The following is an 11,085-nucleotide window of genomic DNA, read 5'->3' as shown; positions in this document are numbered from 1 at the left end:
GCCCCATGGCTCAGACCCGTGAGCACGTACTGCTCGCTCGTCAGGTGGGCGTGCCGGATATCATCGTCGCTCTGAACAAGTGCGATATGGTAGACGACGAAGAGCTCATCGAGCTCGTAGAAATGGAAGTTCGCGATCTGCTCTCTTCGCAGGAGTTCGACGGCGATAATGCTCCAGTAGTGCGCATTTCCGCTCTGAAGGCTCTGGAAGGCGATGAGAAGTGGGTAGATTCCATTCTCGAGCTTATGAACGAAGTAGATAACTACTTCCCGGATCCGGTACGCGATCTTGATAAGCCCTTCTTGATGCCTATTGAAGACGTCTTCACCATTACCGGCCGCGGTACCGTAGTGACCGGCCGTGTAGAGCGTGGCATGCTGAACTTGAATGAGGAAGTAGAAATCCTCGGTATTCGCGATCCGCAGAAGACCACCGTTACCGGTATCGAGATGTTCCACAAGTCGATGGATCACGCAGACGCTGGCGAAAACTGCGGTCTCTTGCTCCGTGGCACCCGTCGCGAAGATGTAGAGCGCGGCCAGGTTGTAGCCAAGCCGGGTTCCATTACCCCGCACACCAACTTCGAAGCTCAGGTATACGTGCTGAAGAAGGAAGAAGGCGGCCGTCACAACCCGTTCTTCTCCAACTACCGCCCACAGTTCTACTTCCGTACCACGGACGTAACTGGTGTAATCACCCTGCCGGAAGGCACCGAAATGGTTATGCCGGGCGACAATACGGAAATGACTGTAGAGCTCATTCAGCCGATTGCTATGGAAGAAGGTCTAGGCTTTGCTATTCGTGAAGGCGGGCACACCGTTGGATCAGGTAAAGTCACCAAGATCATTAAGTAAGTGACTTATTGATTTAAGTACAGCTTGCTGAATCTTAGGCGGGCACATCGAAAAGATGTGCCCGCCTTTTTATCTTCATTTATCTGTTTTTATCCTCATATCGTTTTACCCGCATATTGTTTTACTTCCACACTCATACGAACTCTTAGCTTAATTTTTTGTGGAGCGGGCAGCGGGGTAAGTCTTTTCACAGCTATTTTATTTGGCAGAGCGAGGCCAGGGGAGTAAAATAATTATCCGGTCCGTTTTGTACGGATGAGGCCTCTCAGTGCGATAGACCACCAAATGCAGCTGTAACTTGCTGAGTAATGCGGTAGTTTGTAATACTGATTAGGTTGCTCGGAAAATCCGAGAAGAAACTTTGCCGAAGCGGCAAATGCTTCGGTTCATCACAAGGGTGTTCATCAACAATTGCATAGGGCTGAACGTAGTATATCGCGCGACACGCCCGAGTGCGGGGTTCGGTGGCACCGCGGTATAGAGAGGGAGACGACGCCATGGCGGGACAGAAAATCCGCATCCGTCTGAAGTCTTATGACCATGAGGTCATCGACAGTGCAGCGAAAAAGCTCGTCGACGAAGTTACCCGTACTGGAGCGTCGGTTGTGGGACCGGTGCCGTTGCCGACTGAGAAAAATGTTTTCACAGTTATTCGCTCGCCCCACAAGTACAAGGACAGTCGTGAGCAGTTTGAAATGCGTACGCATAAGCGGCTTATCGATATTGTCGATCCGACTCTGAAGACAATTGACACTTTACGGCGGCTGGATTTACCGGCAGACGTAAATGTAGAGATAAAGCTCTGAGGTAACGCAGTATGGTTAAGAACATGAAAAGCGCCGCAGCTAAGCCGGTTAAGGCAGTGCTGGGTACGAAGCTCGGAATGACGCAGGTCTGGGATGAGAACGCTAATCTGATTCCAGTCACCGTCGTACGAGTAGGCAAGAATGTAGTGACTCAGATTCGTACCACTGAGAAAGATGGCTATGAAGCCATTCAGCTGGCCTCTGGAGAGCTGAAGGGTAAGAACGTCACCAAGCCTTTACAAGGGCATTTTGCACAGGCTGGGGTAGAACCTCGCCGTCATGTAGCGGAAGTGCGCACAGCAGATGCTTCTACTTATACGCTCGGGCAGGAAATTGGAGTTGAAACTTTTACCGCTGGGCAGTTGGTGGACGTAATTGGCAAATCCAAAGGTAAGGGTTTTGCGGGAGTAATGAAGCGGCACGGCTTTGCCGGAGTTTCCGCTTCCCACGGTGCACATCGTAATCACCGGAAGCCTGGTTCTATTGGAGCTTGTTCTACTCCGTCGCGGGTATTCCGCGGGATGAGAATGGCCGGGCGCATGGGTAATGCGCGCGTTACCACCCAGAATTTACAGATCCAATCCATCGATACAGATAACGATTTGCTTTTAGTGAAGGGTGCAGTACCCGGAAATAAAGGCGGCGTTGTTATGATCCGTACCGCCGTGAAGGGAGCCTGATATAAATGGCAGACTTCAAGGTAGATATTCTCGACTATGCCGGTGAAAAAGCTGGTACAGCCACGCTGCCGGCGGAGCTGTTTGACGTCGAGGTAAATATTCCTTTATTGCATCAAGTAGTAGTGGCGCAGCTGGCAGCAGCTCGCCAAGGTACCCATAAGACGAAGACTCGCGGCGAAGTTCGCGGTGGCGGTATCAAGCCTTTCCGGCAAAAGGGTACTGGCCGCGCTCGGCAGGGTTCGATTCGTGCTCCGCATTTCACCGGTGGTGGTACTGTGCATGGGCCGCGCCCGCGGGATTACTCGCAGCGTACCCCGAAGAAGATGGTGGCAGCGGCGCTGCGCCAATCGCTTTCGGATCGTGCTCGCCATGAGCGGATACATATCGTAAAGGGCTTCGTAGAGGGAGATACTCCGTCCACGAAGACAGCAGTGAAGTTGCTGGAAAAAGTGAATGATCTGCGTAAAGCTCTGGTAGTAGTAGGGCGTGCCGACGAAGTTAATGCGCTTTCTTTGCGCAACCTTCCGCAGGTACAGCTCATTTTCGCCGATCAGCTCAATTCTTATGATGTGCTGGCCGCGGAAGACGTCATTTTCTTAGAAGAGGCGTTCACGGCGTGGGTAGCTGACAATACGAAGGAGGAGACGAAATGAGTGATTCGCTCGCTGCGCTGAAGAATAAAGATCCGCGCGATATTATTCTGGCGCCGGTCGCTACGGAAAAATCCACGCGACTGGAAGACGAAGGTAAATACACTTTTTACGTAGCTCCAGATGCCAATAAGACGGAAATTAAAATTGCTATCGAGCAGATTTTCCGGGTGCGGGTAGCTTCGGTTAATACGATTAATCGGGCTGGTAAAAAGCAGCGTACCCGGCAGGGAATTGGACAGCGGAAAGCTACTAAGCGCGCTATCGTCACCCTGCGTGAAGGCACAATCGATATCTACGGAAATATTGTCGGTTAATCCGGCGGAGAGATTGAGGATAAGAACTCATGGGAATTCGTAAGTACAAGCCGACGACTCCTGGTCGTCGCCGTGCGAACGTTGCCGACTTCGCTGAGATCACCCGGTCTACGCCGGAGAAGTCGCTGGTTCGTCCGCTTTCTAAAACTGGTGGGCGCAATAATAATGGGCGCATTACTACTCGCCATAAGGGCGGTGGCCATAAGCGTCAGTACCGGGTAATTGATTTCCGTCGTCACGATAAGGACGGAATCTCCGCTCGGGTTGCTCATATTGAATACGATCCAAATCGCAGTGCGCGTATTGCTCTATTGCATTACGTAGACGGCGAAAAGCGCTATATTCTCGCTCCGGAAAACCTCCGGCAGGGAATGATGGTGGAGAATGGCCCAGCGGCTGATATTAAGCCCGGCAATAATCTCCAGCTGCGCAATATCCCCGTAGGTACTGTGGTGCACGCAGTAGAGTTGCGTCCCGGTGGGGGAGCAAAGATTGCGCGTTCGGCAGGTGTATCGGTACAGCTAGTAGCAAAAGAAGGCAAATATGCGCAGTTGCGGATGCCATCTGGCGAAATTCGCAATGTGGAAGCTGCTTGCCGCGCTACGGTAGGCGAAGTTGGAAATGCTGAGCATTCCAATATGATTTGGGGTAAAGCAGGCCGGAGCCGTTGGCGGGGAATTCGCCCAACTGTTCGTGGTGTTGTAATGAACCCGGTAGACCACCCACATGGTGGCGGTGAAGGTAAGACTTCCGGTGGCCGGCATCCGGTTACGCCGTGGGGTCAGAAAGAAAAACGAACCCGTCATCCTAATCGACCCAGCGACAAGCTCATTGTGCGCCGTCGCAAGACCGGTAAGAAGCGCTAATCAGGAGGAGATGAGCAATGCCGCGTAGTTTGAAAAAGGGTCCTTTTGTCGATGCCCATCTGTTGAAGAAAATCGACGAACAGAACGAAAAGAATACCAAGAACGTGATTAAAACTTGGTCGCGTCGGTCGATGATTACTCCAGATTTTCTGGGGCATACCATTGCCGTGCATGATGGACGCAAGCACGTGCCGGTATTCATCACTGAATCCATGGTAGGGCACAAGCTAGGAGAATTTGCTCCTACGCGCACCTTCCGTGGGCACGATAAAGAAGACAAAAAAGGACGCCGCCGCTGAGGGGCGTAGCACGAGAAAGAGATAGGCAAAATTATGGAAGCTAAGGCGCAAGCACGGTTCGTGCGCGTCACGCCCCAGAAATCGCGCCGCGTGGTGAATGAAATTCGCGGCAAGCGGGCTCTGGATGCCGTCGACGTGCTTACGTATGCACCGCAGGCGGTAGCTCGGGATGTAAAGAAAATTGTGCTCTCTGCACTTGCTAATGCGCAGTATGCCGCCGATCAGGCCGGTGAGCGCTTTGACGAAGCTGATTTTTATATCTTAGCTGCGTATGTTGACGAAGGGCCGACTATGAAGCGTATTCGCCCCCGGGCGCAAGGCCGGGCGAACCGCATTCTGAAGCGGACGAGTCATATTACCATCATCGTCAGCAATGAAAAGAACGAGAAAGGAGCCTGATTGTGGGACAGAAAGTAAACCCTACTGGGTTCCGCCTCGGCATCACTACTGATCACCGCGCTCGGTGGTTTTCCGATTCCGCCAAAGAAGGTCAGCGCTATGCTGATTACTTGGGTGAGGATATTAAAATTCGGGAGCTGCTGACCAAAGGATTAGAGCGAGCCGGAATCTCCAGAGTACATATTGAGCGCCGCACCGAACGGGTGGTTATCGATATTCACACTGCTCGTCCCGGTATCGTAATTGGCCGGCGCGGTGTGGAAGCCGATCGTCTCCGTACTGATTTGGAGAAAATGACCGGAAAAGCGGTACAGCTGAATATTTTGGAAGTTAAGAATCCGGAAGCGGATGCCCAGTTAGTGGCGCAAGGAATCGCCGAGCAGCTCTCGGCACGTGTTTCCTTCCGGCGCGCTATGCGTAAAGGTATCCAATCTGCCCAGCGGGCGGGCGCGAAAGGTATTCGCGTTCAGTGCTCGGGTCGGCTAGGTGGTGCCGAAATGTCTCGCTCGGAATTCTACAGTGAAGGTAGCGTACCGCTCCATACACTGCGAGCGAATATTGATTACGGCTTTTTCGAAGCCCGCACTACTTTCGGGCGGATTGGTGTAAAAGTCTGGATCTATCGCGGCGATATGACCGATCAGGAATATTACCGCTCTTTAGCTGAGAAATCCCAGAAGGGACGGGCTGGCAATGCCCGACGCGGAAACCGCCGTGGACGGCGCGGAGGCCGCGATAATCAGCAGGTACAGGATCAGCAGATACAGGATCAGCAGGTACCGGTAGAAGCCGCTGCCCCGGCAGCAGAAGCTGCTCCGGCCGCTCCGGCTCCGGAAACTGCTCCAACACAGGAAACGGAGGCCTGAGTTTAATGCTCATTCCCCGCCGCACAAAGTATCGTAAGCAGCATCGTCCCGACCGTCATGGCATGTCTAAAGGCGGCAATGAATTGGCGTTCGGCGAATATGGGGTGCAGGCTCTGGAACATGCCTACATTACCAATCGACAGATTGAAGCTGCGCGTATTGCAATGACCCGCCACGTAAAGCGTGGGGGCAAGATATGGATTAACATTTTCCCAGATCGCCCGCTCACTAAGAAAGCTCTTGGTCTGCGTATGGGTTCTGGTAAAGGTCCGGTAGAGACTTGGGTTGCCAATGTGAAGCCCGGGCGCGTTATGTTTGAAATTGCTGGTGTTGAGGAGACCTTAGCGCGGGAAGCTCTTTTGCGCGCTATGCATAAACTCCCAATTAAAACCCGCTTTATCTCGCGCGAGGAGGGTGAATAATGGCTAGAGGAATTACCACTGCAGAGCTGGATAAGCTCACTGACGGCGAGTTGGCTGAGAAGCTCAAGGAAGCAAAAGAAGAGCTTTTTAACCTGCGTTTCTCGGCAGTCACGCACCGTCTGGAAGATTCGGGGCGTTTGCAGGAGGTACGGCGTAATATCGCACGTATCTACACCATTGCCCGGGAGCGAGAGCTCGGCATCCGTACTGCTCCGACGGCTAAGAAATGAGGTCTAAAGTGAGCGAAGAAAATACTCAGCCACTTTCCCGCAATCACCGCAAAGTGATGCGTGGATACGTGGTAAGCGACAAAATGGATAAGACCGTTGTGGTTGCCGTGGAAGAGCGGCGTAAGCATGGTTTGTATGGAAAAGTACAGACGCATACGAAGCGCGTAAAAGCCCACGATGAGAACAACGAAGTGCGCGTAGGCGACCTCGTATCCATTATGGAAACCCGCCCGCTGTCTGCTAATAAGCATTTCCGCGTGGCAGAGATTATTGAAAAGGCAAAGTGAGGGGCTTTTTGCCTCTCACCCGTTCGGCAAGGCTCTTCTTAAGAGAACCAGCACGACGAAGGAGAAATAAATGATCCAGCAGGAGTCTCGGCTTAAGGTCGCCGACAACACCGGTGCGAAAGAAATTCTTTGCATTCGGGTGCTCGGTGGATCCGGCCGGCGCTACGCCGGAATTGGCGATGTAATAGTCGCCACCGTTAAGGACGCTATTCCCGGCGGAAATGTAAAGAAGGGCGATGTGGTGAAAGCTGTAATCGTCCGTGCGAAAAAAGAAACTCGCCGCATCGATGGTTCATACATCAGCTTTGGTGAAAATGCAGCCGTTTTGATTAAAGACGACCATGAGCCGCGCGGTACCCGTATTTTCGGGCCGGTGGCGCGGGAACTGCGTGATAAGAAATTCATGCGGATTGTTTCATTGGCACCGGAGGTAATCTGATGGCGAAGATCAAGAAAGGAGACCTGGTAGAGGTCATTGCTGGGCGCGATAAGGGCCAGCAAGGGCGAGTACTGCAGGTATTTCCGAAGGAAAATCGCGTAATCGTAGAGGGCGTACAGCGGGTAAAGAAGCACACTCGCGTAGGGCGTACCGAGCGTGGAGCAGCTACTGGTGGTATTGAAACTGTAGAAGCTCCTATCCATATTTCTAATGTGGCGCTGCTCGGCCCGGATAAGAAACCGGTACGGGTAGGCTTCCGGGAAGTGGAAGTAGAACGCAACGGTAGAAAGAAAATTGTGCGGGAACGGATTGGCCGGCGCGCCGGAGAGGAGATTGAACTGTGAGCACGGAAGTACATCACATGCCTCGTCTCAAGGAGAAATACCGGAAAGAGATTGCACAGAAGATGCAAGATCAGTTCGGCTATGCAAACGTAAATAGCGTCCCGCAACTGGTAAAGATAGTGGTGAATATGGGCGTGGGCGAAGCTGCGCACGATTCGAAAGCTATTACTGGTGCAATTGAAGATTTGAAAGTGATTACCGGGCAGATGCCGCAGGTGACGCGGGCTCGTAAGTCTATCGCGCAGTTCAAGCTGCGCGCGGGTGTACCGATTGGTGCGCACGTGACTATGCGTGGCGATAGAATGTGGGAGTTCCTTGACCGGCTTCTTTCCACTGCTCTGCCACGTATTCGCGATTTCCGCGGACTTTCTCCAAAGCAGTTTGATGGCAACGGCAACTATACTTTTGGTTTGACCGAGCAGGCGGTATTCCACGAGATTGATCAAGATAAAATTGATCGGGTGCGTGGCATGGATATTACCGTAGTTACGACTGCAAAGAACGATGACGAGGGACGCGCTTTGCTGCGTTACCTGGGATTCCCATTCAAGGAGGACTGAGATGGCGAAAACTGCTTTAAAGAATAAGGCTGCTCGGAAGCCGAAGTTTCAGGTGCGTGCCTATACGCGCTGCCAGCGCTGTGGCCGCCCCCATTCGGTATATCGCAAGTTCGGTTTATGCCGTATCTGCCTGCGTGAGCTTGCCCATCGGGGCGAACTCCCGGGTGTAAAGAAGTCCAGCTGGTAAGAATCTACGTTATAGGTCCATACGGAAACCATAACGGGAAAGGGCTTTGCCCAATGTCAATGACAGACCCGATTGCAGACATGCTGACGCGTCTGCGGAATGCCAATTCAGCATTCCATGAGTCGGTATCTATGCCGTACTCAAAAATGAAGGCGAGTATCGCCGATATCCTCGAGCGCGAAGGATATATTGCTAAATATGAGGTAGAGGATGCGAAAGTTGGTAAGACTCTCACCCTCACTCTGAAATTCGGTCCGAACCACGAGCGCTCGCTTGCGGGTATTCGGCGGATTTCCAAGCCAGGACTTCGGGTATATGCGAAGTCTACGAAACTACCGCAGGTACTGGGCGGGCTAGGTGTAGCAATTCTTTCTACATCTTCTGGCGTGCTCACCGACCGCGAAGCTAAGACTCAGGGAGTAGGCGGGGAAGTCCTTGCCTACGTATGGTAAGGGAAGGAAGATACATTATGTCGCGTATTGGTAAACTTCCTGTAACCATTCCTTCTGGTGTGGAAGTCACCCTGGAAGGGCGGAATGTGCGGGTAAAAGGACCGAAAGGTGAACTTACCCAGTACATACCGGAACCTATTGAAATTAAGATAGCTGACAACGAAGTAGTGTTCACTCGGCCTAATGAGGAGCGGGAAACTCGCTCTTTACACGGTTTAGCACGCACTCTTATTTACAATAATGTAGTTGGCGTGACTACTGGATATAAGAAAGATCTAGAAATCGTGGGCACCGGCTACCGCGTGGTACCGAAAGGCGCTGATTTAGAGTTTTCTCTCGGCTATTCGCATCCTATTCTGGTAAAAGCTCCGGAAGGAATTACTTTTCAGGTAGACGGCCAGACGAAACTTTCCGTATTGGGAATTTCTAAAGAACTCGTAGGCGAAACGGCTGCTCGTATCCGCAAGCTGCGCCTGCCGGAACCTTATAAGGGCAAAGGCGTTAAGTACGCTGATGAACACATCCGCCGCAAGGCTGGAAAGGCTGGTAAGTGATGGCTGCTTTAACTAAGCATAAGAACAGATTTACTGCTCGGGCGCGTCGTCATGCCCGCCTACGCAAACGCATTTCTGGCACCACTGAATGCCCACGTTTGGTAGTCACCCGCTCTAATCGGCATATGGTGGCGCAGGTAATTGACGATACGGTAGGGCGTACTTTGGCTTCCGCTTCCACTATGGAAGCAGAGCTGCGTGCAAGCACGGCAGATAAGGTAGATAAAGCTAGTGAAGTTGGCAAGCTGATAGGAAAGCGAGCCCTCGATGCTGGAATTACCAAAGTAGTATTTGACCGTGGTGGCAATAAGTATCACGGGCGTGTGGCTGCAGTGGCAGACGGCGCGCGTGCGGCAGGGCTGGAGTTGTAATGGCACAACGAGAGGAAGAACTTATGGCTGCTGAAGAGCAGAACAGAGTGGAAAGCTCGGATAAGGAAAGCGGGCGCGCAGAGCGCGATAACCGCCGGGGTGACCGGAAAGGCGGTCGCCGCACCAATCGTCGCGCCGAAGAAAAGAATACTTATATCGAGCGCGTCGTCAGTATTAACCGCGTAGCTAAGACGGTAAAGGGCGGCCGGAGAATGTCTTTCACTGCTCTAGTAGTGGTAGGCGATGGCAATGGTACGCTCGGCGTCGGATATGGTAAAGCGAAGGAAGTACCGGCAGCAATTGCTAAAGGTACGGAAGACGCAAAGAAGAATTTCTTTACCATTCCGCGTATCGGTACCACTATTCCGCATATCGTGCAGGGCGAAGATGCAGCGGGTGTAGTTTTGCTGCGTCCAGCTGCTCCTGGTACCGGTGTAATTGCCGGTGGCCCGGTGCGTGCCGTCATGGAGTGCGCTGGTATTCATGATGTACTCAGCAAATCTCTCGGATCTTCGAATGCGCTGAATATTGTGCGGGGTGCTATTGCGGCTTTGCGGAAGCTGGAACAGCCAGAAGCGGTAGCAGCACGGCGGGGTTTGCCACTCGATAGAGTAGCACCGGCGTTCATGCTGCGGGCTCGGGCTGAGCACGAAGCAAAAGAGCGGGAAGACGCAGAAATTGCTGCTGCTCAGGAAGAAAATGAAGCGGCAGCGGCAGGAGTGAGCGCATCATGAAATTAAAAATTACGCAGAAGCGCGGTTTGGTAGGCTCTACAAAGAGCCAGCGCGATACTATGCGCTCGTTGGGGCTGCATAAAATCCACCAGTCGGTGACTCGGGAAGATAATGCAGCTACACGTGGCATGATTAAGAAAATCGAACATCTCTTAATCGTGGAGGAGGTAGACTAATGGCGGAAAAAGAAACTACAGAATCGGTAGATATTCTCCAGCTGCACGATTTAGTGCCTGCTCCGGGTGCCAATAAGTCCCGTACGCGAGTAGGCCGCGGTGAAGGTTCGAAAGGTAAGACGGCCGGGCGTGGTACTAAAGGTACGAAAGCTCGGAATACCGTGCGGCGTGGCTTCGAAGGTGGGCAGATGCCTTTGCATATGCGCCTTCCGAAGTTGCGGGGATTCAAGAATCCAGCGCGCGTAGTATACCAAGTAGTAAATTTGGATAAGCTTTCTGAGCTCTTCCCCGCAGGTGGCGAAATCACCGTGGCGGATCTGGTAGCTAAAGGCGCGGTACGCCCGAAGGAACCAGTGAAATTACTCGGTGACGGAGAAATTACTGTAAAGGTAAACGTCAAAGTGGATGCTTGGTCTGCTGCAGCGCAGCGCAAAGTAGAAGCAGCTGGCGGTAGCCTTGAAAAGCAAAGCTAATAATTGAGAATCGGCTTCTACTCCAAAAAAGGTAGAAGCCGATTCTTTTTCTATCCACGGGCGGGTAGTAAATATGTACTCCGCAGCTCGAAAATAAATAGAAAAACACTATAATATAT

22 protein-coding genes are annotated in these 11,085 nt (G+C 52.3%); all 22 read left to right on the top strand.

Features of this window, described 5'->3' with window-relative positions; translation table 11 throughout:
• A partial coding sequence (locus tag Q0X35_RS04375; RefSeq protein WP_297565934.1) for an elongation factor Tu occupies positions 1 to 854 on the top strand: 854 nt, incomplete at its 5' end.
• A gap of 497 nt (positions 855 to 1,351) precedes the next feature.
• Positions 1,352 to 1,660, top strand: coding sequence for a 30S ribosomal protein S10 (gene rpsJ, locus Q0X35_RS04370; RefSeq protein ID WP_073996033.1), 309 nt, complete (start codon positions 1,352 to 1,354; stop codon positions 1,658 to 1,660).
• 11 nt (positions 1,661 to 1,671) lie between these two features.
• The gene (gene rplC, locus Q0X35_RS04365) at positions 1,672 to 2,340 is read left to right on the top strand and encodes a 50S ribosomal protein L3 (RefSeq protein WP_073996034.1); all 669 of its coding nucleotides are present in this window, start codon (positions 1,672 to 1,674) and stop codon (positions 2,338 to 2,340) included.
• 5 nt (positions 2,341 to 2,345) lie between these two features.
• Positions 2,346 to 2,993 carry a 50S ribosomal protein L4 gene (rplD, locus tag Q0X35_RS04360; RefSeq protein ID WP_297565930.1) on the top strand — a complete coding sequence of 216 codons (648 nt, stop codon included), beginning with the start codon at positions 2,346 to 2,348 and terminating at the stop codon, positions 2,991 to 2,993.
• On the top strand, positions 2,990 to 3,307 hold the full coding sequence (gene rplW, locus Q0X35_RS04355; protein ID WP_073996036.1) for a 50S ribosomal protein L23: 318 nt from the start codon (positions 2,990 to 2,992) through the stop codon (positions 3,305 to 3,307). The genes rplD and rplW overlap by 4 nt, the downstream gene beginning before the upstream one ends.
• A 29-nt stretch (positions 3,308 to 3,336) precedes the next feature.
• The gene (gene rplB / locus Q0X35_RS04350) at positions 3,337 to 4,173 is read left to right on the top strand and encodes a 50S ribosomal protein L2 (protein ID WP_073996037.1); all 837 of its coding nucleotides are present in this window, start codon (positions 3,337 to 3,339) and stop codon (positions 4,171 to 4,173) included.
• 17 nt (positions 4,174 to 4,190) lie between these two features.
• Positions 4,191 to 4,472, top strand: a complete 282-nt coding sequence (rpsS, locus tag Q0X35_RS04345; protein ID WP_073996038.1) for a 30S ribosomal protein S19 — start codon at positions 4,191 to 4,193, stop codon at positions 4,470 to 4,472.
• A 33-nt stretch (positions 4,473 to 4,505) separates the two neighbouring features.
• Positions 4,506 to 4,871 carry a 50S ribosomal protein L22 gene (gene rplV / locus Q0X35_RS04340; protein ID WP_297565926.1) on the top strand — a complete coding sequence of 122 codons (366 nt, stop codon included), beginning with the start codon at positions 4,506 to 4,508 and terminating at the stop codon, positions 4,869 to 4,871.
• Positions 4,872 to 4,873: 2 nt separating this feature from the next.
• Positions 4,874 to 5,737, top strand: coding sequence for a 30S ribosomal protein S3 (rpsC, locus tag Q0X35_RS04335; protein WP_297565924.1), 864 nt, complete (start codon positions 4,874 to 4,876; stop codon positions 5,735 to 5,737).
• Between the two features lie 5 nt (positions 5,738 to 5,742).
• The gene (gene rplP, locus Q0X35_RS04330) at positions 5,743 to 6,159 is read left to right on the top strand and encodes a 50S ribosomal protein L16 (protein ID WP_073996041.1); all 417 of its coding nucleotides are present in this window, start codon (positions 5,743 to 5,745) and stop codon (positions 6,157 to 6,159) included.
• Positions 6,159 to 6,389, top strand: a complete 231-nt coding sequence (gene rpmC / locus Q0X35_RS04325; protein WP_297565922.1) for a 50S ribosomal protein L29 — start codon at positions 6,159 to 6,161, stop codon at positions 6,387 to 6,389. Before rplP ends, rpmC begins: the two co-directional genes overlap by 1 nt.
• Positions 6,390 to 6,445: 56 nt before the next feature.
• The gene (rpsQ, locus tag Q0X35_RS04320) at positions 6,446 to 6,676 is read left to right on the top strand and encodes a 30S ribosomal protein S17 (RefSeq protein ID WP_297565942.1); all 231 of its coding nucleotides are present in this window, start codon (positions 6,446 to 6,448) and stop codon (positions 6,674 to 6,676) included.
• A gap of 70 nt (positions 6,677 to 6,746) precedes the next feature.
• Positions 6,747 to 7,115 carry a 50S ribosomal protein L14 gene (rplN, locus tag Q0X35_RS04315; protein ID WP_073996044.1) on the top strand — a complete coding sequence of 123 codons (369 nt, stop codon included), beginning with the start codon at positions 6,747 to 6,749 and terminating at the stop codon, positions 7,113 to 7,115.
• Positions 7,115 to 7,459, top strand: a complete 345-nt coding sequence (gene rplX, locus Q0X35_RS04310) for a 50S ribosomal protein L24 (protein WP_073996045.1) — start codon at positions 7,115 to 7,117, stop codon at positions 7,457 to 7,459. Before rplN ends, rplX begins: the two co-directional genes overlap by 1 nt.
• Before the next feature lie 17 nt (positions 7,460 to 7,476).
• The gene (gene rplE / locus Q0X35_RS04305; protein ID WP_073996943.1) at positions 7,477 to 8,019 is read left to right on the top strand and encodes a 50S ribosomal protein L5; all 543 of its coding nucleotides are present in this window, start codon (positions 7,477 to 7,479) and stop codon (positions 8,017 to 8,019) included.
• Between the two features lies 1 nt (position 8,020).
• Positions 8,021 to 8,206 (top strand): type Z 30S ribosomal protein S14, encoded by a 186-nt coding sequence (locus Q0X35_RS04300; protein ID WP_073996046.1) that lies wholly within the window; start codon positions 8,021 to 8,023, stop codon positions 8,204 to 8,206.
• Between the two features lie 53 nt (positions 8,207 to 8,259).
• Entirely contained in the window at positions 8,260 to 8,658 is a 399-nt protein-coding gene (gene rpsH, locus Q0X35_RS04295; RefSeq protein ID WP_297565917.1) for a 30S ribosomal protein S8, read from the top strand.
• Positions 8,659 to 8,675: 17 nt separating this feature from the next.
• Entirely contained in the window at positions 8,676 to 9,212 is a 537-nt protein-coding gene (gene rplF / locus Q0X35_RS04290; RefSeq protein WP_297565914.1) for a 50S ribosomal protein L6, read from the top strand.
• Positions 9,212 to 9,583 carry a 50S ribosomal protein L18 gene (gene rplR / locus Q0X35_RS04285; protein ID WP_297565939.1) on the top strand — a complete coding sequence of 124 codons (372 nt, stop codon included), beginning with the start codon at positions 9,212 to 9,214 and terminating at the stop codon, positions 9,581 to 9,583. Before rplF ends, rplR begins: the two co-directional genes overlap by 1 nt.
• 23 nt (positions 9,584 to 9,606) lie before the next feature.
• Positions 9,607 to 10,317: a 30S ribosomal protein S5 gene (gene rpsE / locus Q0X35_RS04280; protein WP_297565937.1), complete on the top strand. Its 711-nt coding sequence runs from the start codon at positions 9,607 to 9,609 to the stop codon at positions 10,315 to 10,317.
• Complete coding sequence (gene rpmD / locus Q0X35_RS04275; RefSeq protein ID WP_073996050.1) at positions 10,314 to 10,493, top strand: 50S ribosomal protein L30; 180 nt, start codon at positions 10,314 to 10,316, stop codon at positions 10,491 to 10,493. Before rpsE ends, rpmD begins: the two co-directional genes overlap by 4 nt.
• Positions 10,493 to 10,966: a 50S ribosomal protein L15 gene (gene rplO, locus Q0X35_RS04270; RefSeq protein ID WP_297565911.1), complete on the top strand. Its 474-nt coding sequence runs from the start codon at positions 10,493 to 10,495 to the stop codon at positions 10,964 to 10,966. The genes rpmD and rplO overlap by 1 nt, the downstream gene beginning before the upstream one ends.
• Positions 10,967 to 11,085: the final 119 nt, after the last annotated feature.

Source organism: uncultured Arcanobacterium sp., assembly GCF_947253055.1.
Taxonomy (GTDB): domain Bacteria; phylum Actinomycetota; class Actinomycetes; order Actinomycetales; family Actinomycetaceae; genus Arcanobacterium_A.
This window is presented reverse-complemented; position numbering and strand designations above follow the sequence as displayed.